Origin of the sequence: Erwinia sp. V71, assembly GCF_965644245.1 — a bacterium.
Classification (GTDB): Bacteria; Pseudomonadota; Gammaproteobacteria; order Enterobacterales; family Enterobacteriaceae; genus Erwinia.
On the sequence record NZ_CBFFRK010000022.1, the window covers coordinates 17069 to 41525 of the forward strand.

The window sequence follows — 24457 nt, forward strand, 5'->3', positions numbered from 1 at the left end:
GTATTAAAGGCGGAAAACGAGTTCTACCGACGAGACCTAATAAGATTAACGGTGAAATCCGTGCTAACGAGGTACGTCTGACAGGCGTCGAAGGCGAACAGCTGGGAATTGTCAGTCTGCGTGAAGCGATTGAAAAAGCTGAAGAAGCAGGTGTTGATTTAGTAGAAATCAGCCCTAACGCCGAACCGCCTGTATGCCGTATTATGGACTACGGCAAGTTCCTCTATGAGAAAAGCAAATCTTCTAAGGAACAGAAGAAGAAGCAAAAAGTTATTCAGGTTAAGGAAATTAAATTCCGTCCTGGAACCGATGATGGCGACTATCAGGTCAAACTACGCAACCTGATTCGCTTTCTGGAAGATGGCGATAAAGCCAAAATCACGCTGCGTTTTCGTGGTCGTGAAATGGCGCACCAGCAGATCGGTATGGAAGTGCTTAACCGCGTCCGTAAAGACCTGTGTGAAGATCTGGATTTGGCCACTGTCGAATCCTTCCCTTCGAAGATCGAAGGCCGCCAGATGATCATGGTGCTCGCTCCGAAGAAGAAACAGTAGGCCATTCAAGTCGTTGCCGCACAGCCTTGTGCCGTGTGGTAACGCGCCTGTCTGATTCATTTTATTAACAATGCGAAGTGGAAATTTTTGAAATGCCAAAGATTAAAACTGTACGTGGCGCGGCTAAGCGCTTCAAGAAGACCGCCTCTGGTGGCTTCAAGCGTAAACACGCTAACCTGCGTCATATTCTGACCAAAAAATCAACTAAGCGTAAACGTCACCTGCGTCCGAAAGGCATGGTGTCTAAAGGCGATCTGGGTCTGGTTATTGCCTGCCTGCCGTACGCTTAAGTTAAATTTTTTTTTAAATCAGAATATAGAAACAGGAGAGCGTAAATGGCTCGCGTAAAACGTGGTGTAATTGCTCGCGCACGTCACAAGAAAATCTTAAAACAAGCTAAAGGCTACTACGGTGCACGTTCACGTGTTTATCGTGTTGCTTTCCAGGCTGTTATCAAAGCTGGTCAGTATGCTTACCGTGACCGTCGTCAACGTAAGCGTCAGTTCCGTCAGCTGTGGATCGCGCGTATCAACGCAGCGGCTCGTCAGAACGGCATCTCTTACAGCCGTTTCATCAACGGTCTGAAAAAGGCGTCTGTTGAGATCGACCGTAAGATCCTGGCCGATATCGCCGTATTCGATAAAGTGACTTTCACAGCACTGGTCGAAAAAGCGAAATCAGCTCTGGCGTAAGTCAGATGAAAGAGGGAGCTTGCTCCCTCTTTTGTTTTACTAAGGCTGCGAAAAGATTGACTTTTCTGCCCGCAAGCCGTTCAATAGTACCGTTGAGATTTCACCATTAAGGTAATGCAAGCATGAATGCTGCTATTTTCCGTTTCTTTTTTTACTTTAGCACCTGACAATCGGGGGCTTTTGCGCAAAGAAAAGAAACGGAAAATCGCGCGGAAAAGCCTCCCCTGTGGAGGCTTTTTTGTTTTTGGCGAACGATAACCGGACTCCGTGTCCCAACAAAAAAACAGACCTGCCATTGCGGCGGGAAGAAGAGGAAACAATGCCACATCTCGCAGACCTGGTTGCCAGTGCACAGGCAGTTATAGAAGATGCCCAGGATGTCGCCGCGTTAGATCTGGTACGCGTCGAATACTTAGGTAAGAAAGGGCATCTCACGCTCCAGATGACCTCACTGCGCGATCTGCCCGCGGAAGAGCGTCCGGCGGCAGGTGCGGTAATCAACGAAGCGAAACAGCAGGTGCAGGATGCGCTGAACACCCGCAAAGCAGCACTGGAGTCGGCGGTACTGAATGCGCGTCTGGCGGCTGAAACCATCGACGTTTCCCTGCCAGGTCGTCGTATTGAAAATGGTGGTCTGCACCCGGTAACCCGTACCATCGACCGGATTGAAACCTTCTTCGGCGAGCTGGGCTTTGCGGTGGCGACAGGTCCGGAAATCGAAGATGACTACCATAACTTTGATGCGCTGAATATTCCGAGCCATCACCCGGCGCGCGCCGATCACGATACCTTCTGGTTTGACGCCACACGCCTGCTGCGTACCCAGACCTCCGGCGTGCAGATCCGTACCATGAAAACACAGCAGCCACCGATTCGTATTATCGCGCCAGGCCGTGTTTACCGTAACGATTACGATCAGACCCACACGCCAATGTTCCATCAGATGGAAGGCCTGATTGTTGATAAAAACATCAGCTTTACCAACCTGAAAGGCACGCTGCACGATTTCCTGCGCAACTTCTTTGAAGAAGACCTGCAGATCCGTTTCCGTCCTTCCTACTTCCCGTTCACTGAACCTTCAGCGGAAGTGGATGTGATGGGCAAAAACGGCAAATGGCTGGAAGTGCTGGGCTGCGGCATGGTGCACCCAAATGTGCTGCGCAATGTCGGCATCGACCCGGAAGTGTACTCCGGCTTCGCCTTCGGTATGGGAATGGAGCGTCTGACCATGCTGCGTTACGGCGTGACCGATCTGCGCGCCTTCTTCGAAAATGATTTACGTTTCCTCAAACAGTTTAAATAAGGGCAGGTTATACCAATGAAATTCAGTGAACTCTGGTTACGCGAATGGGTAAACCCAGCCATTGACAGCGAAGCGTTATCCGATCAAATCACCATGGCGGGCCTGGAAGTGGACGGCGTTGACGCTGTCGCTGGCGCGTTTAATGGCGTCGTCGTGGGTGAAGTGGTGGAGTGCGGCCAGCATCCAAACGCTGACAAACTGCGTGTGACAAAAGTGAATGTTGGCGGCGAACGCCTGCTCGATATCGTCTGCGGCGCACCTAACTGCCGTCAGGGCCTGAAAGTCGCTGTCGCCACCGTAGGCGCAGTGCTGCCGGGCGATTTTAAAATCAAAGCCGCGAAACTGCGTGGCGAGCCGTCAGAAGGCATGCTGTGCTCTTTCTCTGAGCTGGCGATTTCTTCTGATCATGACGGCATCATCGAACTGCCGCTGGATGCACCGGTTGGCACCGATATTCGCGACTATCTGCAGCTGAACGATAACACCATCGAAATCAGCGTGACACCAAACCGCGCCGACTGCCTGGGCATTATCGGTATTGCCCGTGATGTGGCGGTACTGAACAAGCTGCCGCTGAATGCGCCGGAAATCGCGCCAGTTGCGGCCACTATCGCCGACACGCTGCCGATCCGCGTTGACGCGCCAGAAGCCTGCCCGCGCTATCTCGGTCGTGTGGTGAAAGGTGTCAATGTGCAGGCGGCGACACCACTGTGGATGCGTGAGAAACTGCGCCGCTGCGGTATTCGTTCTATCGATCCGGTAGTGGATATCACCAACTATGTACTGCTGGAGCTGGGTCAGCCGATGCATGCCTTCGATCTCGACCGTATCGACGGCGGCATCGTGGTGCGTCTGGCGCAGGATGGTGAAGCACTGACACTGCTGGATGGCAGCGAAGCGAAGCTGAACAACGACACGCTGGTGATTGCTGACCATGGTAAAGCGCTGGCGATGGGCGGTATTTTCGGTGGTGAACACTCAGGTGTGAATAGCGAAACGCAGAACGTGTTGCTGGAGTGTGCGTTCTTCAGCCCGCTGGCCATTACTGGTCGTGCGCGTCGCCATGGCCTGCATACCGATGCCTCTCATCGCTATGAGCGTGGTGTTGACTCTGCGCTGCAGTACAAAGCGATGGAGCGCGCGACCCGTCTGCTGCTGGACATCTGTGGCGGTGAAGCCGGTCCGGTGATTGATGTGACGAATGACGCCACGCTGCCAAAAGCGGCCACCATCACGCTGCGTCGTGAAAAGCTGGATCGTCTGATCGGCCATGTGATTGCCGACGAGCAGGTGACCGATATTCTGCAGCGCCTCGGTTGTGAAGTGACCACCGGTAACGGCAGCTGGCAGGCGGTTGCGCCGAGCTGGCGTTTCGATATGGAAATCGAAGAAGACCTGGTGGAAGAAGTGGCGCGTGTCTACGGCTACAACAATATCCCGGACGTGCCGGTACAGGCTGGTCTGGTGATGACACAGCACCGTGAAGCGGATCTCTCCCTGAAACGTGTGAAAGCGATGCTGGTGGATAAAGGCTACCAGGAAGCGATTACCTACAGCTTCGTTGATCCAAAAGTTCAGGCACTGCTGCATCCGGGTGAAGAAAACCTGCTGCTGCCAAGCCCGATTTCGGTGGAAATGTCCGCCATGCGCCTGTCGCTGTGGAGCGGTTTGCTGTCAGCGGTGGTGTATAACCAGAACCGTCAGCAGAGTCGTGTGCGCCTGTTTGAGAGCGGTCTGCGCTTTGTCCCTGATACTCAGGCAGACCTGGGTATCCGACAGGATCTTATGCTGTCCGGCGTGATTAGTGGTAATCGCTATGAAGAGCATTGGGATCTGGCGCGTCAGGGCGTTGACTTCTATGATTTAAAAGGTGATTTAGAATCCGTTCTGGAGCTGACCGGTAAACTGGAGTCGATTGAATTCCGTGCCGCTGCGAATCCGGCCCTGCATCCGGGTCAGAGCGCCGCAATTTATCTGCACGGCGAGCAAATCGGATTTATCGGTGTGGTGCATCCGGAACTGGAACGCAAGCTGGATCTTAATGGTCGCACCTTAGTATTTGAACTGCTTTGGAATAAGCTCGCAGACCGCGTGCTGCCTGATGCGCGTGAGATTTCGCGCTTCCCGGCAAACCGTCGTGATATCGCGGTAGTCGTGGCGGAAAACGTTCCTGCAGCAGATATCATCGCTGAGTGTAAGAAAGTTGGCGTAAATCAGGTAGTTGGCGTAAACTTGTTTGACGTGTACCGTGGTAAGGGTGTAAATGAGGGTTATAAGAGCCTCGCTATCAGCCTGATTTTACAAGACACCAGCCGGACACTGGAAGAAGAGGAGATTGCCGCTACCGTTGCAAGATGCGTAGAGGCACTGAAAGAGCGATTCCAAGCATCCTTGAGGGATTGAACCTATGGCGCTTACAAAAGCTGAAATGTCAGAATACCTGTTTGAGAAGCTGGGACTTAGCAAACGGGATGCCAAAGAGCTTGTAGAGCTGTTTTTCGAAGAAGTCAGACGCGCTTTGGAAAATGGTGAACAGGTGAAGCTGTCAGGCTTTGGTAACTTTGACCTTCGCGACAAGAATCAACGTCCGGGGCGTAACCCTAAAACTGGCGAAGATATTCCGATTACGGCACGGCGTGTGGTGACGTTCCGTCCGGGTCAGAAGCTGAAAAGCCGCGTTGAAAACGCCTCGCCAAAAGAAGACTAACGTCAGATTATACAAAAGGCCGCTTACGCGGCCTTTTTCATGTCGATTGTTCCCGTTCTGTGTCGTTTTTCCTGCATTTTTTCTCCCCGATTGACGCTTTTTCCATCATTCCGTGCTTCATGCTCTCTCCACAGTGTCAGGATTGTGTAAGCCTTTGGGAATTATCATGAAAATCATCTGTTAGCTGATAGTGAGCGGCATAAGGGATTGCTATAACAAGCGCATCTTATCAAGAGAGGTAAGCCTGATGAAAAAGACGGCACTGTTATTTTGCGTCCTGTTAGGGATGCCGCTGCTGGGAAATGCCGGTGTTTCCATCAACATTAGCACCCCTGGGTTATCCATCAGTATTGGCGATCGCGACAACCGCGGTTATTACTGGGACGGTTATGACTGGCGTGCGCCGAAATGGTGGCATGAGCACCATGGCAAACGTGTCGGCGAACGTGGACCGCGTGGCGACTACTGGAATGGTAATGGCTGGCAGGCGCATGCGCCAAAGCCACAGCCTAAGCCACAGCCAAAACCACAACCGCGGCAGCAGCCTAAACCACAGCAGGCGCGTCACGATAATGGCCCGGGTAAGCAGGGCGGTCAGCAGGGACATGGCGGCCAGCAGGGGCAGGGCAAAGGGGATAACCATCAGCGTATCCCGCCACAGGAACAACGCCACTAAGTTACTTTCTCAGAGCCAGCGAATGCTGGCTCTGTTGCTGTTAAGCCCTGTGCTTTATGTTTAGCAGCCGTCTGCGGTCAATATTCGACCACTTCAGTGATTTTCGCTTGCGAGTCTGGCGTTAATGGTCTGATGCCTGCCATCAGGCAATGCTTTCTTTTTCCACCACAGCCACTACAATCAAATCCTTGTTTTCTTTCACCAAGACGCCCGATGACTCTGCTTTCCGACCTGGCGCAACGCGCTTATCGAAACGGCCGCCGCTGGCTATGGGGACTGCTGGCATTCACTCTGCTGATGACGCTGGTCAGCCTGTGCGCCGGTGAGCGCTGGATCGCGCCAGCCAGCTGGTTCAGCCCCGAAGGACAACTGTTTGTCTGGCAACTGCGCTTGCCGCGTACGCTGGCAGTACTGCTGGTGGGCGCGTCGCTGGCGGTGGCGGGTGCCGTCATGCAGGCGCTGTTTGAAAATCCGCTGGCGGAACCGGGGCTGCTCGGCATATCGAATGGCGCCGGGGTTGGACTGGTGCTGTGTGTGTTACTGGGTAACGGGCACCCGTGGAGTCTCAGCCTGGCGGCTATCGCCGGGGCTCTACTGGCTACCCTGATCCTGCTGCGTTTTGCCCGTCGCCAGCTTTCAGTCAGCCGCCTGCTGCTGGCGGGTGTTGCGCTGGGCATTATCTGCAGCGCCGTGATGACCTGGGCCGTCTACTTCAGCAGCAGTCTCGATCTGCGTCAGCTGATGTACTGGATGATGGGCGGGTTCAGTGGCGTTGACTGGCGCTGGCGCGGGTTAATGCTGGCGTTGTTACCGGTGCTTCTCTGGCTGACTTATCAGGCGCGGGCGCTGAATTTACTGGCGCTGGGCGAGACCTCTGCACGCCAGCTCGGATTGCCACTGGCACTGTGGCGCAACCTGCTGGTGGCGGCGATTGGCTGGCTGGTGGGCGTCAGCGTGGCGCTGGCGGGCGCGATTGGCTTCGTCGGTCTGGTGATCCCGCACGTATTGCGCCTTAATGGCCTGACCGATCATCGCATACTGCTGCCGGGCTGTGCACTGGCGGGCGCGGGTGTGCTGCTGGCCGCTGACATCGTGGCGCGCGTGGTGCTCACCGCCGCAGAATTACCGATTGGTGTGGTTACCGCGACGCTTGGCGCACCGATTTTTATCTGGCTGTTACTGAATAATCGTCGCCAGTGACAACTGGCCGATTTATTTCACATTCATCGCAAAAACAGGAAAACCGTATGAGTATTTTTGATACAGAACTGGTCACGCTGGATGGCGAGAAAACCACGCTGCAGCAATGGCAGGGTAAGGTGCTGCTGGTGGTTAACGTGGCATCGAAATGTGGTTTAACCCCGCAATATGAACAGCTGGAAGCACTGCAAAAAAGCTGGCAGGCACAGGGCTTCAGCGTGCTGGGTTTCCCCTGCAATGCGTTTCTGGAGCAGGAACCGGGCAGCAATGACGAGATTAAAACCTTCTGCAGCACGACGTATGGCGTGACCTTCCCGATGTTCAGCAAAATCGAGGTGAATGGTGCGAATCGTCATCCACTGTACGCTCAGCTGACTGCGGCGCAGCCGCAGGCGATTGCGCCGGAAGGCAGCGGTTTCCTTGAGCGTATGGTAAGCAAAGGGCGTGCGCCAAAAGCGACCGGCGATATTCTGTGGAATTTCGAGAAATTCCTGATCGATCGCGAAGGCAATGTGGTGCAGCGTTTCTCGCCGGACATGGCGCCTGATGCCCCTGAAGTGGTGAACAGTATTAAACAGGCGCTGGCGCAGTAAATGCTGCTGGAGATGCATGATGCCGCCGTTGCCGGCCGTGTGGCGCCGTTCAGCGCCTGCGTCGGCAGGGGGCAGATGATCCATCTGCTGGGACCCAATGGCGCGGGCAAAAGCTCGCTGCTGGCCAGACTGTCCGGTTTACTGCCGGGCAGTGGCGACATTCAGTTTCTCGGCCAGCTGCTGGAAAGCTGGAGCGGTCAGCAACTGGCGCGTCACCGCGGCTGGCTGCATCAGCAACAACTGCCGCCGGGTATGATGGCGGTATATCACTACCTGCAGCAGTATCTCCACCATGCCGATCGCCCCTGTGACAGCGCACTGGCGCAGATTAGCGGCGAACTGCAGCTGGATGATAAGCTGGCGCGGTCATTGCACCTGCTTTCTGGTGGCGAATGGCAGCGGGTGCGACTGGCGGCGGTGTTGTTGCAGATTCATCCCGGGGTGAATTCACAGGGGCGTTTGCTGCTGCTGGATGAGCCGATGGCCGGGCTGGACGTGGCGCAACAGGTGGCGCTGGACCGGTTGTTAGCGGCACTGTGTGAGGCGGGCATTACGGTGATAATGAGCGGCCACGATCTCAATCACAGCCTGCATCATGCGCAACAGGTATGGCTGATGCAGCGTGGCGCGATGGTGGCACAGGGGGATGCGCAGCAGGTATTACAGCCTGAGATCCTCGCATCCGTGTATGGTGTTCCCTTCCGTAAACTGAGCGTGGAAGGGCAGCAAATCCTGACCACTCTGGTGGATTGACTGCTATTCTGTTGCCAGAATCAATCATTTACCGCTAAAGTAACTTCTCTCGTGTTTTCCCGGAAGAGTGGCTATGCGCATCTGGCTGTTACTGATGGTTCTTATTATTGCGGGGTGTAGCAGCCATCATCCTGCACCGCCACCGAATGGCCGACTGTCTGATTCTATTACGGTTATTGCCCAGCTAAATGACCAGCTAAGCGAATGGCGTGGCACGCCTTACCATTATGGTGGCATGAGCCGCGGTGGAATTGACTGTTCCGGATTTGTTTATCTTACTTTTCGTGACCGTTTCGATCTGCAATTACCACGCACCACTGAAGCGCAAACCGATATAGGCACCCGTATCGACAAAGCAGACCTCTTACCGGGTGATCTGGTGTTTTTTAAAACCGGCAGCGGGGAAAACGGTTTACATGTTGGCATTTATGATACTGACAACCAGTTTATTCACGCCTCGACCAGCCAGGGGGTGATTCGTTCCTCACTGGATAATGTTTATTGGCGAAAAGTATTCTGGCAGGCCAGACGCATATAATAATCCATGAAACTATCTAATAGTCTGCGAATAGTTTCAGATAAATTCGTATTTAAAACATGACAAAATGAGAGGATAATCTCATTGGTTTACAGCGGGGTGAATGATACTATTTCAATTAAACGTTCTTTTTATATTTACTTAACTCAGATTTTCCTTCTTCGTCACTCGCTGCGACAGAAAAAAAACCGTTCCTGCGCATCCTGATATCTGCGGATCAGCACGATTGATGATTTTGAAACGTTAATATTATTTATGCATCAGGTGATCATTTTCTCTCTGGATAATACTATCACCGCCTGAATAGCCATTAGCGCTATTGATTGTCATATTTTGTTGTTATAGGATGCGCTAATTGCCACTTAATAATGGCTTAACAAAATGAAAATCCATTTAGCTGCTGACTATCGTATTGGCGCAGCATTTTATCCTATTTACACCCTAACGGGTCAGTTGACTGCAGTAGAACTGGTTTCCTGGTTCTCGCATGAAACGGCAAATGTTGCCATTCCGGTTGAAATGCTGATTGCACAGTTGACATTTGAACAGCGCATTTCTCTGTTACAAAGTCAAATTAGTTTGATTGAAAAGCATCATGATTTCTTTAGTCACCATGATCTGCATGTCGCAATTCATATTGACGAAACGATCGCCCAGGCGATTTTAGACAGTGAGTTTTTGCTGCATAAAATGACAATACTCGATTGTCTGGAACTGGAAATTAATGAAAGCTTTGGTAATTTATCGGCGGGTAAAGATAATCCGTTACTCACTGCCTTGTGTGAGCGGTTTCATCTCGGCTTGCAAAATTTTGGCGCAGGTAAAGCAACCGCAAAAGCGGTTTATGACAACATGTTTTACCGCATCAAATTAGATAAAGGTTTTATTCAGCACAATATCAAGAGGTTGTCTTTTGAACCTTTTATCAGTGCTGTACTGGACAATATCTCGCCACACTGCCATCAGGTTGTTGTACAGGGTGTGGATGATGCGCAAACGCTGGCGAAAGTCAGTCAGTATGCGTTTTCCGGTATTCAGAGTTCGCTGTTCCCGCCTGTGGATGAGCTGGCATTAGCCGCGCTGATTCGTCCGCCAAGAGAACTTTCCGATAGTTTCGTCTGGTAAGCCCCTCTCCCTGCCCGGTTGTGCGGGCAGGGAGAGCAGGGAAGCCGCGCCGCGGCTGACCTTGAGGTAAACCCGCCGCTGTGCTTTACTGTGAGATAATTTCCCAAACTTCCGTGAAAAATAGCCTCGGTTGTGCAGCTAAGGAGGCGCTATGCAGTTTAATAATACCTGGTTTAATGAGCTGCCAGGCTTTTACACCGCGCTGAATCCCACCCCATTAAAAAATCCGCGTTTGTTTTATTACAGTGAGCCGCTGGCCCAGCAACTGGAGCTCGATGCCAGCTGGTTCAGTGATGATCGTGTCGCGCTGTGGAGCGGTGCAGCATTGCTGCCGGGCATGCAACCGCTGGCACAGGTCTACAGTGGCCATCAGTTTGGTGTCTGGGCCGGGCAGCTGGGCGACGGGCGCGGCATTTTGCTGGGCGAGCAGCAACTGGCAGACGGTCGTAAACTGGACTGGCATCTGAAAGGTGCAGGTCTGACACCCTATTCACGCATGGGCGATGGTCGCGCCGTGCTGCGCTCCACCTTACGTGAATTCCTTGCCTCTGAAGCGATGCACCACCTTGGCGTGCCGACCTCACGGGCGTTAACCGTGGTGACCAGTGATGAGCCGGTCTATCGTGAAAGTGCCGAACGCGGTGCCATGCTGTTACGTGTGGCGGAAAGTCATGTGCGCTTTGGTCACTTCGAGCATTTCTTCTATAGCGGCGAGCAGGAGAAGGTGAAGCAGCTGGCCGATTATGTTATCGCACATCACTGGCCTGAACTGGTCAGCGAAGCTGACGCTTATCTGCTATGGTTCAGCGACGTCGTGAAACGTACTGCCCGTCTGATTGCCCACTGGCAAAGTATTGGCTTTGCCCATGGCGTGATGAACACGGACAACATGTCGATTCTCGGCATCACGCTCGACTATGGTCCGTATGGCTTCCTCGATGATTACCAGCCTGGTTTTATCTGCAATCACTCGGATCATCAGGGACGTTATGCTTTTGATAACCAGCCGGTTGTGGGGTTATGGAATCTCAATCGTCTGGCGCATGCGCTGTCGGGGCTGATGAGCACGGAACAGCTGAAAAGCGCACTGGCGGAATATGAACCCGAACTGATGCGCGCATGGGGCGAGAAGATGCGAGCCAAACTGGGGCTGCTGACGGCAGAGAAAGCGGATAACGATATTCTCACCGGCTTACTGGCGCTGATGACACGAGAGGGCAGTGATTATACGCGCACCTTTCGTTTACTGAGTGCCACGCAACAGCAGGAAAGCCGATCGCCGCTGCGCGATGAATTTATCGATCGCGAGGCGTTTGATCAGTGGTATCAACTGTACCGCCAGCGTCTGCTGCGTGAGGAGCGCAGTGACGAGCAACGCCAGCAGTTAATGAAATCAGTCAACCCGGCGCTGATACTGCGTAACTACCTGGCGCAGCAGGCGATTGAGCAGGCGGAGCGGGAGAATATCAGCGTACTGACGCGGTTGCACCAGGCGCTCGCCCGTCCGTTTGACTATGCGCCTGAGTATGCCGATTTGGCGCAACGCGCGCCGGACTGGGGGAAAAAGATCGTCGTCAGCTGTTCCAGTTAACGACGCAGGGCAATTTGCGGCACGGCTTCACTGCTGTGCGGCACCACCTGCAGATCGGCGCGATACCAGCGTGTCAGCGCTTCTTCTGTCATCACGTCGGCAGGCGTTCCGCTGGCAACCAGCTGGCCCTGATGCAGCAACAGCATGCGGTCTGACCACAGTGCTGCCAGATTGAGGTCGTGCAGCACACAGCATACCGTCAGTCTGCCGTTGCGGGTCAGCTGATGCAGTAAACGCAACGCATGCTGCTGGTGGTAGAGATCGAGCGCCGAGGTCGGTTCATCGAGAAACAGCCAGCCCTGCGGACCGTCCTGTTGCCACAACTGCGCCAGCGCGCGCGCCAGTTGCACACGTTGCTGTTCACCGCCGGAAAGCTGGCGGTAATCACGCTGTGCGAGGGCGCTGCAGTCGGTGAGCGCCATGACTTCTTTCACCACCGGCATCACCGGTTGCTGCGGCCAGGGCGCGCGGCCCATGGCAATCACATCTTCCACACTCAGCGGGAACACCAGCGTGCTCTGCTGACGCATCACCGCGCGCTGACGCGCCAGTTTTTGTCGTGGCCAGTGGCCGAGCGGTATGCCGTCGACTTCACAGTGACCCGCCGATGACGAAAGATAGCCGGTTAGCAGCCGTAACAGTGTCGATTTACCCGCACCGTTAGGACCAATCAGCGACACCATTTCACCGCGATTCAGCTGCAGCGAAACATCGTTAATCAGCACCCGTCCGCCCGCATCGTAGCGCAGACCCACTGCCTGTAAGGGTTTATCCACGGACACCTCCTTTATGGCGCAAAATCAGCCACAGGAACCATGGACCGCCCAGCAGGCTGGTCAGCAGGCCGACGGGCATCTCTGCCGGGGCGACAAGGGTGCGCGCCAGCGTATCGGCAATCAGCAGCAGTAATGCCCCGGCCAGCACGGAACCTGGCAGCATCCAGCGGTGATCGGCACCAAGACACATACGCATCAGGTGCGGTACCACCAGACCAAGGAAACCAATCACACCGCTAATCGCCACCGCGGCGGCCACCAGCAGAGCGCTAAGGATCAGCAGATGGCGCTGGGTACGCTCAACATCAACCCCCAGATAGTGGGCCTCTTCTTCACCGAACTGCAGCAGGTTCAGCCGTGCGGCATAGCGTTGAATGAGAAGCGTGGCGGGGAGAATCAGCGAGGCACAGGCCAGCAGGGTCGACCACTGTGCCTGACCGAGACTGCCCATGGCCCACAGCGATAACTGACGAAGCTGCTGGTCGTTACTGACCCAGGACAACACGCCCACTGCCGCGCTGCAGAGCGCATTAATGGCGATACCCATCAGTAACAGCCGTGATAAACCGGTCGGATCAAGGCGGCTCATGGCAAAGATGATCAGGGTGATCGCCAGGCTGCCGATAAACGCCGCCAGCATCGGCAGATACAGCGTCAGGATAAACGGTAACGTCAGCGGCACCACTATCGCGATTGCGACACCCAGCGATGCACCACAGCTGATCCCCAGCAGGCTCGGGTCGGCCAGCGGGTTACGGAACAGCCCCTGCATCACGGCACCGGAGAGCGCCAGCGCGGCGCCCACCAGTACCGCCAGCAGTACACGCGGCAAACGGATATTCCACCAGATTTGCCACAGCATACTGTCCTGTGACGCCTGCCAGACCTGCGTCAGCGACAGGCGCATCGCGCCGAGATTAGCCGCCAGCACCCCAGCCACCAGCAATGCCACCAGCATCAGCAGCAACCAGCGCAGCGGTACGCGTGCAATCATTTCGCTGCCGCTTCCGCTGCTTTACGCAGTTTCACAATCGCGCCCGGAGTGTCGATACCAAAACCGAGCAGCGCCATATCGTCAATCACCACCAGCTGGTGGTTTTTGCCCGCAGGAGTCAGCGCCAGGCCAGGTAACTGCCAGACATTGGCTTCGCTGCCCAGTTTTTCCATGCCTGAGGTGCTGATCACCACCAGGTCTGGCGCACTGGCGACCACACCTTCCTGCGCCAGTGGCTGGTAACGCTGGACATTCGCCATCGCATTCTGCAGGCCAGCACTGGTAATCACTGCATCGGCGGCGGTGCCTTGGCCTGCAGCCATGGCACTCATACCGGCGTGAGTCATAATAAACAGCACCTTGACCGGCAGCTTCTGTGCAGGCAGCGACGCCAGTTGTTTATCCAGTGTCTGCTGCAGCGTTTTGCCGGCCTCTTCACGATGCAGCGCCTGGGCGATGGTCGTAATCTTGTCATTAATGGCGCTCAGCTCGGACTTTCCGCTCACGGTGACCACTTTCACCCCGGCCTGCTGAACCTGGTCGAGCACCAGAGACGGTTTCGCCAGTTCACTGGCCAGCACCAGCGTCGGTTTCAGCGCCAGAATGCCTTCGGCATTCAGCTGACGCATATAACCGACGTCAGGCAGTTTAGTCACCTGTGCCGGAAGCAGGCTGGTGCTGTCGCGGCCCACCAGATCCTGCTGCGCATCCAGCGCGTAAACGATCTGTGTCACATCACCGCCAATAGAGACGACGCGTTCCGCGGCAAGGGCAGACAGCGGCAGGGCAAGCAGGGCGATCAGCCAGGATTTCATGCGGTTTCTCCTTCGCGGGTTAAGCTGGCGAGCTGTTCACGCCAGACAGGTTGTTCTGCTTCGCCTTCGGTACGCTGGCCATACAGTTGAGCAATCTGCGTGCCGTCGGCGGCGAACAGTTCCAGACTGGTGACGATGCCGTCAGAGCCCGGTTTCCGGGTGATCCAGCTTTCGGCAATGCTGTCTTCAATCAGGTGCAGGGTAAACTGCGGATTAAAGATATTCAGCCAGTTATCCATCGGCAGCAGTTTCTCCACTTTGCCGGTGAAAATTTGCACACAACCCCGGTTGCCGACGAAGATCATAATTTCATTCGCCTGCTGCTGCGCGGCAGTCAGCAACTGACGCAGTGCGTCATTGCTGACCTGGTACGCCAGATCGTCCGCCACGGCATGGAAAGCCTGCTGGCGGCTGATATTGTGACGTTTCAGCAACGGGAAGAACTGATGTACATCGGTCATGCCTCGCCATTCCTGCTCAATCTGCGCAGCATCGACGCTTTCACTGAAGCGGGCGGCGCTGGCGGGCGTCACACTCAGCGGGCTGGCTTCTGTGGCACTGAAACGGGCGATCAGCGCATCCCAGGCCGCGCGATCGGTATTGTCGGTGGCATACACTTTCAGCACCGCATCACCGTGCGCATCGAAGAACTGCACACTGTTACGTTCGCCACGCGGGCTCTGCTCCTGCAGGGCAAACACACTGTGCCACTGACTGACGAACAGACGCAGATCCAGCGCACGCGGGTTGAGCACCAGGCCAGCATGCGGGCCGAGGTTCAGATTAGTGTAGTGGCCGACATGTTCATGCACCGCATATTCATTGCGGGTGATCGACCTGGTTTCACCCACGGCTTCCAGCGCCTGCAGGATATCGGCCATTTCGCTGCGCAGACGTTGTGCTTCATGGCCGGTGCGCGCATCGGTCAGTTCCGCTTCGCTAATCCCCATGTCTCGGGCCAGGTCGCGGGCATATTTTTTCGGATTCGCGGCTTTCAGGGCCTGGTATTGCTGATAGGGGGTCGTCATTCTGGCTTCCTTATTACCATGATTTTTGGCAGTTCTGGCAGGTGATTGTCAGTTGTTAACCTGGCGGGAGCGAGCGGCAGTGCTGGTTCGCCTGATAAATGTCAATCGTTTTAACAATGATAATCATTATCAACAATTGATCGGGGCAGGCAAGTAAAGATTTGTTAATAAAAGGCGGTGAAAATGGCGGAGGAACGCAAGGGAAAACGGCGCTGGTAAATCGCTCACCAGCGCCTGCGGATTAGCGGCTGTCAGCTGAAGCGGCTGCCGACGGCATCGGCCAGCAGCGCCAGGACTTCAGCGCTGTCATCCCAGCCCAGGCACGGGTCGGTAATCGACTGGCCGTAGACCAGCGGCTGCCCGGCTACCACTTTCTGCGTGCCTTCCTGCAGGAAGCTCTCCAGCATAACGCCGGCGATGGCGCGCGAACCGTCGCGGATTTGCTGTGCTACTGACTGTGCGACATCCATCTGACGGCGATGCTGTTTCAGGCAGTTTGCATGGCTGAAATCAATCACCAGCTGTTCCGGCAGATGACATTCGCGCAGACGGGCAACTGCCGCCGCGATATCCTGGGGATGATAGTTAGGCTCTTTACCGCCGCGCATAATGATGTGGCCGGAGGGATTACCGCTGGTCTGGTAGATGGTCATCTGTCCCTGTTTATCCGACGATAAAAACATATGGCTGGCGCGTGCGGCGCGAATGGCGTCGACGGCGATTTGGGTATTGCCATCAGTGCCATTTTTAAAACCGACCGGGCAGGAGAGCGCCGAAGCCATTTCACGGTGAATCTGGCTTTCGGTGGTGCGGGCGCCAATGGCTCCCCAGCTGATCAGGTCGGCAATAAACTGTCCGATCACCATATCGAGGAATTCGGTGGCGGTTGGCATGCTCAGCGCATTGATATCCAGCAGCAGTTTACGCGCCACATCCAGGCCATGGTTGACGCGGTAGCTGCCGTCGAGGTCCGGATCGGAAATCAGGCCTTTCCAGCCGACCACCGTGCGTGGTTTTTCAAAGTAGGCACGCATCACGATTTCAAGGCGATCCTGATGCCGGAGACGCAGCTCATTCAGTCTGGCGGCGTAATCCAGCGCTGCGGCCGGGTCGTGCAGTGAGCAGGGACCGATAACCACCAGCAGGCGTTTGTCTTCGCCGGACAGGATACGTGCGATACGTTTACGTGACGCTGTCACGTTTTCTGCGATGGCGTCAGTGATCGGATGCCGCTGCGCCAGTTCTCCTGGCGTGATCAGGCTCTCGATGCGCGCCGTACGCAGTTCATCTGTTTTGTTCATGGGACTCTCTGAATTTTGTTCTTCGCAGCGGCAGTAGTGCCGGGAAGTGATGGCGATCACAATAAAGCAAATCACGCCGAATTCAACCGCTAAGCAGGCGAAACGCGTCTGGCGACACAAAATCGCAGCGGTAACGACTGTCTGCAGGCGGACAGAGCAACACCGCGTAATGGTCGCTGCTCATCATAATGATTACCGGCATCAGTGCTTTGTTGTATTGCATCAGGGCGATAGCTCATAGGCTGTGACGGGTTACACCGGGTTCCCTGTCGTCATTCAGGTTGCCGGGCGCGACGAATAATGACAGCGAATAAAGGCCGATCAGTGCATGCCCAAAGTTTATGACAATCAGCAGCGTTGTGTTGCGGCGACACCCTTTCAGGCAGTTGCGACACCCTCCCTGCCGGGAAACAGCGCGGTGGCGCATCTTTCCGGTACGGGTAACGTGTCGCAAAAGCCTGCACTCAGCTGGAGTCAGATTGCTGCGGCACAGCTGCATGATAAGCCTGCACCATTGTCATCGGATAGTTCTGCCATTCCTTCTGCACCCCACGCGATGTGCGCCGCCGCCAGCAAAGAAGCCGCCTTTAATCGTCAGTGCCCGAAAAAGACAGACGGACAGAAGGTCACGTTTGTCGCGAATACGGGCATGCCGATGACCTGCCCGGCGGGGATTTCCCCGCCGGGCTGGCAGCGTTCGACACGTTACTGGCAGGCACAGCAACAGCGTGGGGCAGTCACGCGCCGCGGCGCAGTATGCGGCAGAGGTCGCAACAGCAGGGCGGATATCGCGATGGTTGCATGGCGACTGACACTGCCTCAGCGTAATCCGGCGGAGAATCACGCCAGCATGTCTGCTCAGGACTACCGTGAGCTGTTTGGCTACTGGCAAAACATTAAGCTCTCTGCCTATAAGATGAACCTCCGGCAGCTCAATAGCGAAATGGGAAAACTGAACCAGGCATTGGGGCAGGCCCTGGAAGGGCTGTGCGATATCGTCATGGCCGCAGAGGAGGCAGAAGATCAGCAGATTAAGTTGATGGATACCTTCGGCAGCGATGTGGCGCAAGTGATGGCGGTTATGGGCACACGGGCGCTGAATAGCGACGCTCATGCTATTACCATCGCAGCTATCTTCAACGGGCTGCGTGCGCTGGCGAAAGTCGGCTTTGCCCGGGTGAGTGACCAGGCCAGCGTGACGCTGCGTACTGCTTACACAGCGGCAATCGCGGTACTGAAGGTTTGCACGCCCGAACAGTGTAATGCCCGCATGATTGCGGTTTGCCTGAATGGTTTAAAAGAGGGGGGCGCAAACGGGGCGTTGCTGGCAGATGATGTGGCGACTGTCGCGGCATCCAGCGGGTTGATTGGTCTGGCGGCAACTGAGCATTTTAGAGAGCCACGACCGCAGAACATCACCAATATCCTGAATGGTATAAAAACCCTGCTGGATTATAAGGTGCTGAAGGCGGATGACGTTAAGTTGCAGGAAGCGAGCAAAGGCGTGCTGACGTTACTCTGCAGCAGCCACTTTGACAATGCGCTGCCCATTGAAATCGCCAATGGCATGAACGGGCTGAAAGCGTTGCTGGACTACAGGGTGGTGCTGTCTGACAGTGAGCCGATGCGACGGGCAGCCCTTCGTCTGCTGGCGCTGACGGATAGCGTGAAATTCATTGTGATGCGGGCGCAGGGGGCAGCAAGCTCAACACTCTCTGCGCACGGTGATGCTCAACTGGTCGCCAACATTCTGACCGGACTGAAAGCATTGCTCGATAATGCGGTATTGCTGCCCGCCAGTCATCAGGTGCAGCAGGCTGCCGGAACATTGCTGGAGATCGTGGCATCGGGCGCTTTCGAACGCGCCGGTGAGCAGAACATTGCCAATGCCCTGACCGCACTGAAAACAGTGCTGGATTATCAGCTCCTGCCCGCTGACAGTGAAAAAATCAGTGCCGCCGCTGCTCAGTTACTGGTACTGGTGTCCTCTCCGCACCTGAAGGCGTTTTCATCACAGCATATTGCCAACAGCCTGAATGGCATTAAGTCGCTGCTGGAACATCAGATATTGCCACCTGATGATCCACGGCTGTGTCTGGCGGCAGAACATTTGCTGGAGAAAACACAGCAACCGTTTTTCAGGACGGCAAATTCACAGGGAACGACCAATGTGTTTAACGTGCTGCGGGCGCTGCTGGATTACCAGGTGCTGCCGCCGGAAGATAGCCTCGCCGTCGGCGTCACCGGGCGGTTGATGACGATGATAGCCGGTAGCGCCTTCCAGCAGGCAACCGCACAACATATTGCCAATACCCTGATGGGACTGAGAGCGATACTGGCGCATGGGGTGCTGCAGCCTGATAACCCGGTTTTGTGCCAGGCCGTTGAGCAGTTGATGCAGCTGATGGCGTCAGCGGCGTTTGCCCAGGCAGACGAACAGCGTATCGCTAACGGTTTTACCGGTTTTAAGGCGATGCTGGATTATCGGGTATTGCCGCCCGATAACCCGGAACTGCGCAAGGCTGGCTACCAGTTACTGAGGCTGGTGGCCACGCAGGTGTTCCGCAACGCGATCACGCGCACGCTGGCAGCGCAACAGCAGCAGGCCGGAAGCATTGCACTGAATATCGCCAATGTGTTTAGCGGGTTGAAAACCATGCTGGATCATCAGGTGGTCGCGTCTGATGATAAACGAGTGGGTAAGGCAATCCGCGAGATGCTGGATCTGGTGGTGTCTGGGCTGTTTAGTGAAGCGGATGGGCGCAATATTGCACATGTGTTTAATTGCCTGAAAACACTGGTGGAGCAGCAGGTGGTCGCGCCGCAAAACACCCCTCTGCAGCAGGTGGTCAGCACATTAGTACAACGTGCGGCGTGCTACGACTTCGCTGATGAGGACACACAAACCATCTCCAATATCTTTAACGGTATCAGCGCGATGCTGGAGTCGGGTGTCGTCGCAACGGATAGCGTGACGCTGCAGCAAACGGCGGAAGGATTACTGGCGCAGGTCAACGCCTCCTGGTACGGCAAAAATGATGGACAGGGCATTGCCAATACACTGAATGGTTTGAAAAGGATGCTGGAATATGGCGTATTGCAGCCCGACAACAAACAGGTCAGGGGGGCCATCAGCCGCTTACTGGCGCTGACAACGGAAATGACATCGCAGCAGAGCACATTGCTGATGCAGGCGGGAACGCAGACTATCAGCAATATTTTTAACGCACTAAAAGCCGCGCTGGATTATCAGGTGTTACTGCCAGACAGCAAACTGGTCAGCAAAGTTGCCAGCCAGTTACTGCAACTGACGTTGTCTGCGAACTTTACCGGAACGGTGGCGCAGGGCATCTCCAATACGCTAAACGGCCTGCGCGCGCTGCTGAAATATAAAGTGTTGCCGCCGGATAATCCGCAGGTAGAGCAGGTGGCGGAGCGGCTGCTGACGATAGTCGCGTTGCCGGATTTTACACAGGCCGTCGTCGCGCAGAATATCACCAATGTGCTGAATGTCGTGCTGACGCTGACGGAACAGGGCGTGATGCCGGCTGAAGCGCCAGTACTAAAGGCGGCGACCGAGGTGCTGTTGCAGCTGGGTGTCGGCGGGGCGCTGGATCAGGCGCCGGGTCTGAATATTCACTATTTTTTTCGCACCGTCATGCTTTTGCATCAGCAGTTCCCGCAGTTGATCGATAACGGATTGCTGCAGGCAAAGGGGAAACAGCTGCTAAAGCGTATTGACGCATTGGTGGCGCAAGGGTCTGGCAGGGATAAGGCAGAAATTCTTACCGGCATGCTGGTGCAGCTGCAGCAAATGATGAGCGTGGGCTGGGTGGATGCACAGCGTAGCGGGAAGCTGTGGCAGACACTGCATGCCGGTGCGCTGGAGAAATGCAGCAACATCGGACAACGTGCGGCGCTGTTTTGCGCCAGTTGCCGATTATATTGCGCGTGGCGCAGCAACGCGGCAATGGATATTCAGCTACTGCTGAATCACATCGTCAGGCTGGCTAACGAAATACCGTGGGAAGTGTTCCATGAGCGAAAACTGGCGGTGGAACTGCACCTGATGTGCGTGGAACTGGAAAATGTGCTTGAAATGCTGCGCAAGGGGAAAAAAGGCAGCGTGAAGCGAAATATGCTGGCGCAATTGCGCCCGGTACTGAAAACGCGTGCGGTGCCGATGCTGCGCCATGCGGTAAAACTGCGCCAGCGAACGGGAAGCTTTGATGTCACCAGCCGGGAAATGCAGTTATTCCAGCGTTATCTGCCACCAGAACAATGGCTGCTGCCTGAGTTTACGCCGTGGAGTGTTGAAGAAGGCAATCAGGTTATCCGTCATGCCTGTCAGCGGCTGGCGGGCGGGCCGCGGATACCCGATGGCGAAACGGAACTGCGGATTCCGCTGGTCAACACGCGCGGTATCCCGCTGAAAAATGAGATGAAAATACCGCGCGAACGACAACTGGCCAGTTCTCTCTATAACATTCTGTTTGATCCGCAGCGTCAGTATTCACCGATTCTGATTGAGACTGGACACCGTGACCCGCCGTTGTTCGTTCGTCACGGTAGCCGCTTGTATCGCACTGAGCTGCTGCGCGGCAGCGTGAACAAAAATGGCTCACTATGGGGTGTGCCGGTGGAAATGGGCACATTCCTGACACAGCAGCTGTTTACCTCAACTGAATCTCGCGTTTATGGCCAGCGTATGCTGTTTCCAGAGGCGACCGGCAATGAAAGTCAGCCTGCGCCCCTTTCCCCAACGCTGGTGGGCGAATTTAACGTCGCGGTGATCCCTGATTCGCCCTCGCTGCAGGACTTCAGACTGACGGGGGGCTGGGATATTCTGTGCGCGCATGACGGCTGCGGTTTTATTCGTGAAGATCTGGCGCGGCAGTTGCTGGGTGATCTATATGATGCGCCGCGGCCAGCCGCCGGGCCGGTACGTGCCGAAGGCAGTTTGCCGGCGCAGTCGCTGCAGCATTATGACGCCAGTGCTGACGAGTGTGAGCAGATTGCCAGTGAGTTTCATCTCCATGCCCGGCTGCAGATGGGGCGCCCGCTGGCGGAACGCAGCGACATCCCCACCGTTACCGCCCTTGCCAGTGCCGCACGCACTGGCGGACCGGCGACGTACCATGCGACTGTCGTGCCAGCCGCGGGGGACCAGTTACTGTTTCCGGATACCCGTGCCTGGCGAGCGATAACGGACCAGGGCGTCATCCTGACGCGTGCGCCGCATGATACGCGCAACCTGATGAGCATCGCCCCGCAGCATATCGGTTATGCAAAACAACTCGATAGTGCACGCGCGATCCAGTACAGCCTGACCGGATGGCTGAAACCGGAGGTGGCAGGAGCGCTGCCAAAGTCATCCTTTTTCAAAGAATTGCTGGTGGTGGTGCCTTCTCAGTTCTGGCCGGAGGAATATCAGGAATGCCCGATAGCACTGTCATCCCTGGATGAGAAGATTCATTCCGGCTTTGTCAGTCAGGACAGCCGTCAGCAGCGGCAGAATGCAAAGCAAGCCAGAAAGGAAAAAATACGCGGTGGCCTGGTGCTTAAAGAGGTGATGCATGAACTGGTGGCGGTGCCATATAAGGCTGGAACCGATACTTCGGATGGCGATCTGCCATCCATTGGCTGGCTGGCGGCCGACTACGACGGCGATTTGGTCAGAGTGCTTTCCCGCACGGTATTGCCGAAACTGGCTAACCTGGTAGCGCGGCAAAACCGCACTCGTCGTGGCAACCCCAAATTAGGGAAGGTGCGATTTAATCATTCAAAGTTCTGTTCATGACTACAATGATTGCCGTTCATCTATCGTTTTCAGTGTTTTGGGCGGTTCTTTGTTCATTTACCATACGATGACAGGACGAAAAAATGGTTCCCATCGAATTAATCGCACCTTCCTTAGCGAAGACCTTTACCCTTGCGGTGGAAGGGGAACTGGATCTTGAAAAACTGCCACAGTTGCATAGCCAGATGTTGCAGCATGCCTCGGTGATGATGGAGCGGATGCTGAATATGCCTGCCGGAGAACGCGATAAACTGATTCAGCAGCTGAGTCCGGGTCATATCCTGGAGGAATTTTACTGCAGCGATCAGTGGCCGACGCTGGCTGGTTTGCAGCAGTCGGGGGAGTTTGACCGGCTTAATAATGCGGAGCGTGCACGGCGTGTTGTGCGTTGTGAACTGGAGCTGCTGAATAAAGCGGGAACGGATCTGGAAAAAGTGCGGGTTGATTTTCCGTTGCTCTGGCAGCGTTTACAGGAGTACCGCCAGGTGCTGGCCCCGTATATGTCGATGCCTGTGCCGTGGGGCAAAGGCGTGGCGGAGAGGCTGGCGCGGGCACGGGCGCAGTATCAGGACCACGCTGAATTCCTCGACGCTGCAAACAAGATCCTGCAGCAGGCGCTGGACGATACGCATCATTTCGCCGGACTGCCCGCCAGCATTACCCGAAAAAATCTCAGTTATCTGCTGGACGTGGTTAATACATGTGGCGATTCAGTCCCATAATATCGAGGATTTTGGTCGCGATCTCCTCAACAGAGTAGTTGGTGCTGTTGAGGTAACGGATCTGATGGGTACGGAACAGCGCTTCGACTTCACCCACTTCCAGCCGGCACTGCCGCATTGATGCATAACGGGTATTCTCCGCGCGCTCCTGGCGAATCGCAGCCAGCCGTTCCGGGTCAATGGTCAGACCAAACAGCTTGTGCTGGTGGGCTTTCAGCGCGGGCGGCAACTTAAGGTTATCCATATCATCCGCGATAAACGGATAGTTCGCTGCGCGCACGCCAAACTGCATCGCCAGATAGAGGCTGGTGGGCGTTTTGCCACAGCGCGACACGCCGAGCAGGATCACCTGCGCATCTTCCAGTCCGCGCAGTGAAATGCCATCGTCGTGGGCAAGGGCATAATCAATCGCCGCGATACGTGCATCGTATTTACTCAGGTTACTGGCATTCAGGCCATGTGCGCGGTGAGCAACAGGGGCTGGCGCGATGCCCAGTTCCTGCTGCAGCGGTGCGACCAGTGCCTGCACGATGTCCTGGCAGAATCCGTCGCTTTGCAGAATGATTTCGCGCACTTCTGGCGTAACAATGGAGTAAAACACCAGGGGCCGGATACCGCTTTGCTGAAAAATGGCGTTAATCTGACCCTTCACCGCCTGCGCGCGCTGCTCATTTTCCACAAACGGCAGGGTGACACTGGTGACACCGACCGGAAATTGCGACATCACCGCATGACCCAGCACTTCGGCGGTGATGGCAGTACCATCAGAGATATAAAAAACAGTACGTTCGCCCGCGATATCCATGTTGTCTTTCCCGTTTCTGGCCTGCTCTGTTGTTGATATACCCGTCATACTTTGGCTCGCCTACTGTTGGTGCGCTGGCTGTGCCCGGTCACCCTGGTCACATAGTTTTTTGTGCTCCCGCGGCTTGCTGCGTGATTCGACCCATTGTGGCCAGCGCAGGCGCTGTTCAAAAATGCCACCAGGTTTTTTATCCTGCAACCCGAATTATGCAGAGTAGGGTAGCGAATAATTAATCGCAGCGGCAGTATTAAAATGAATTATCCAAAATTAATAAAAATGGATTTTTCATTTTTATCAGATAAAACTGAATATGAGAAACATTTCGAAATGAAATGATGTTTTGCTTTTATTTGTTGAGTTTAATGCTTTTTTTACCGCTTAAACTGTTATTTTTTTACGCGTTTTTGTTGCGCAAAAAGAATAGTGCTCAGATAATAGACTTTTACAATATCACCATGATTTTACTTCACAAAATGGCTTTTTA

At 55.1% G+C, this 24457-nt stretch carries 23 protein-coding genes and 1 other annotated feature; of the genes, 16 read left to right on the top strand and 7 right to left on the bottom strand.

The window, feature by feature from the left end; translation table 11 throughout:
* Positions 1 to 2: 2 nt before the first annotated feature.
* The 14 genes from infC to ACSZO1_RS07550 all read left to right on the top strand — a co-directional run bounded on the left by infC (position 3) and on the right by ACSZO1_RS07550 (position 11732).
* Positions 3 to 554 carry a translation initiation factor IF-3 gene (gene infC, locus ACSZO1_RS07485; protein ID WP_437611114.1) on the top strand — a complete coding sequence of 184 codons (552 nt, stop codon included), beginning with the start codon at positions 3 to 5 and terminating at the stop codon, positions 552 to 554.
* Positions 555 to 646: 92 nt separating this feature from the next.
* On the top strand, positions 647 to 844 hold the full coding sequence (gene rpmI / locus ACSZO1_RS07490; RefSeq protein WP_004157374.1) for a 50S ribosomal protein L35: 198 nt from the start codon (positions 647 to 649) through the stop codon (positions 842 to 844).
* Between the two features lie 45 nt (positions 845 to 889).
* Complete coding sequence (gene rplT / locus ACSZO1_RS07495) at positions 890 to 1246, top strand: 50S ribosomal protein L20 (protein WP_437611066.1); 357 nt, start codon at positions 890 to 892, stop codon at positions 1244 to 1246.
* Positions 1247 to 1359: 113 nt separating this feature from the next.
* Positions 1360 to 1489, top strand: a sequence feature (Phe leader region).
* Positions 1369 to 1413 (top strand): pheST operon leader peptide PheM, encoded by a 45-nt coding sequence (gene pheM, locus ACSZO1_RS07500; protein WP_001386830.1) that lies wholly within the window; start codon positions 1369 to 1371, stop codon positions 1411 to 1413. It overlaps the preceding feature by 45 nt.
* Positions 1490 to 1565: 76 nt before the next feature.
* Positions 1566 to 2549: a phenylalanine--tRNA ligase subunit alpha gene (gene pheS, locus ACSZO1_RS07505; protein ID WP_437611068.1), complete on the top strand. Its 984-nt coding sequence runs from the start codon at positions 1566 to 1568 to the stop codon at positions 2547 to 2549.
* A gap of 15 nt (positions 2550 to 2564) precedes the next feature.
* Entirely contained in the window at positions 2565 to 4952 is a 2388-nt protein-coding gene (pheT, locus tag ACSZO1_RS07510; protein WP_437611070.1) for a phenylalanine--tRNA ligase subunit beta, read from the top strand.
* A gap of 4 nt (positions 4953 to 4956) precedes the next feature.
* The gene (ihfA, locus tag ACSZO1_RS07515; protein ID WP_017802142.1) at positions 4957 to 5256 is read left to right on the top strand and encodes an integration host factor subunit alpha; all 300 of its coding nucleotides are present in this window, start codon (positions 4957 to 4959) and stop codon (positions 5254 to 5256) included.
* Between the two features lie 247 nt (positions 5257 to 5503).
* On the top strand, positions 5504 to 5932 hold the full coding sequence (locus tag ACSZO1_RS07520) for a DUF2502 domain-containing protein (RefSeq protein WP_437611074.1): 429 nt from the start codon (positions 5504 to 5506) through the stop codon (positions 5930 to 5932).
* A 213-nt stretch (positions 5933 to 6145) separates the two neighbouring features.
* Positions 6146 to 7132, top strand: a complete 987-nt coding sequence (gene btuC, locus ACSZO1_RS07525) for a vitamin B12 ABC transporter permease BtuC (protein WP_437611076.1) — start codon at positions 6146 to 6148, stop codon at positions 7130 to 7132.
* Between the two features lie 47 nt (positions 7133 to 7179).
* Positions 7180 to 7725, top strand: a complete 546-nt coding sequence (locus ACSZO1_RS07530; RefSeq protein ID WP_437611077.1) for a glutathione peroxidase — start codon at positions 7180 to 7182, stop codon at positions 7723 to 7725.
* The gene (gene btuD, locus ACSZO1_RS07535; RefSeq protein ID WP_437611079.1) at positions 7726 to 8478 is read left to right on the top strand and encodes a vitamin B12 ABC transporter ATP-binding protein BtuD; all 753 of its coding nucleotides are present in this window, start codon (positions 7726 to 7728) and stop codon (positions 8476 to 8478) included.
* Between the two features lie 73 nt (positions 8479 to 8551).
* The gene (locus tag ACSZO1_RS07540) at positions 8552 to 9016 is read left to right on the top strand and encodes a C40 family peptidase (RefSeq protein ID WP_437611081.1); all 465 of its coding nucleotides are present in this window, start codon (positions 8552 to 8554) and stop codon (positions 9014 to 9016) included.
* A gap of 381 nt (positions 9017 to 9397) precedes the next feature.
* On the top strand, positions 9398 to 10141 hold the full coding sequence (locus ACSZO1_RS07545) for an EAL domain-containing protein (RefSeq protein WP_437611083.1): 744 nt from the start codon (positions 9398 to 9400) through the stop codon (positions 10139 to 10141).
* Between the two features lie 151 nt (positions 10142 to 10292).
* Positions 10293 to 11732, top strand: a complete 1440-nt coding sequence (locus ACSZO1_RS07550) for a protein adenylyltransferase SelO (RefSeq protein ID WP_437611085.1) — start codon at positions 10293 to 10295, stop codon at positions 11730 to 11732.
* On the opposite strand, the gene ACSZO1_RS07555 is transcribed toward ACSZO1_RS07550, so the two are convergent.
* The 6 genes from ACSZO1_RS07555 to ACSZO1_RS07580 form a co-directional block, all read right to left on the bottom strand.
* On the bottom strand, positions 11729 to 12508 hold the full coding sequence (locus tag ACSZO1_RS07555) for a heme ABC transporter ATP-binding protein (RefSeq protein ID WP_437611087.1): 780 nt from the start codon (positions 12506 to 12508) through the stop codon (positions 11729 to 11731). The two genes, ACSZO1_RS07550 and ACSZO1_RS07555, sit on opposite strands and share 4 nt — an antisense overlap.
* On the bottom strand, positions 12501 to 13502 hold the full coding sequence (locus ACSZO1_RS07560) for a FecCD family ABC transporter permease (protein WP_437611089.1): 1002 nt from the start codon (positions 13500 to 13502) through the stop codon (positions 12501 to 12503). Before ACSZO1_RS07560 ends, ACSZO1_RS07555 begins: the two co-directional genes overlap by 8 nt.
* Positions 13499 to 14317 carry a heme/hemin ABC transporter substrate-binding protein gene (locus ACSZO1_RS07565; RefSeq protein ID WP_437611091.1) on the bottom strand — a complete coding sequence of 273 codons (819 nt, stop codon included), beginning with the start codon at positions 14315 to 14317 and terminating at the stop codon, positions 13499 to 13501. The genes ACSZO1_RS07560 and ACSZO1_RS07565 overlap by 4 nt, the downstream gene beginning before the upstream one ends.
* Positions 14314 to 15345: a hemin-degrading factor gene (locus ACSZO1_RS07570; protein WP_437611093.1), complete on the bottom strand. Its 1032-nt coding sequence runs from the start codon at positions 15343 to 15345 to the stop codon at positions 14314 to 14316. The genes ACSZO1_RS07565 and ACSZO1_RS07570 overlap by 4 nt, the downstream gene beginning before the upstream one ends.
* A 251-nt stretch (positions 15346 to 15596) precedes the next feature.
* Positions 15597 to 16646, bottom strand: coding sequence for a 3-deoxy-7-phosphoheptulonate synthase (locus tag ACSZO1_RS07575; protein ID WP_437611095.1), 1050 nt, complete (start codon positions 16644 to 16646; stop codon positions 15597 to 15599).
* A gap of 82 nt (positions 16647 to 16728) precedes the next feature.
* Positions 16729 to 16869, bottom strand: coding sequence for a hypothetical protein (locus ACSZO1_RS07580; protein ID WP_437611097.1), 141 nt, complete (start codon positions 16867 to 16869; stop codon positions 16729 to 16731).
* A gap of 105 nt (positions 16870 to 16974) precedes the next feature.
* Here ACSZO1_RS07580 and ACSZO1_RS07585 point away from each other — a divergent pair, with 105 nt between their 5' ends.
* Together ACSZO1_RS07585 and ACSZO1_RS07590 are read left to right on the top strand one after the other, a co-directional pair.
* A complete protein-coding gene (locus tag ACSZO1_RS07585) occupies positions 16975 to 22446 on the top strand; it encodes a hypothetical protein (protein WP_437611099.1) in 5472 nt (1823 codons plus the stop codon).
* Positions 22447 to 22529: 83 nt separating this feature from the next.
* Positions 22530 to 23168 (top strand): hypothetical protein, encoded by a 639-nt coding sequence (locus ACSZO1_RS07590; protein ID WP_437611101.1) that lies wholly within the window; start codon positions 22530 to 22532, stop codon positions 23166 to 23168.
* On the opposite strand, the gene ppsR is transcribed toward ACSZO1_RS07590, so the two are convergent.
* Entirely contained in the window at positions 23140 to 23973 is an 834-nt protein-coding gene (gene ppsR / locus ACSZO1_RS07595) for a posphoenolpyruvate synthetase regulatory kinase/phosphorylase PpsR (RefSeq protein ID WP_437611103.1), read from the bottom strand. The two genes, ACSZO1_RS07590 and ppsR, sit on opposite strands and share 29 nt — an antisense overlap.
* Between the last annotated feature and the right edge of the window lie 484 nt (positions 23974 to 24457).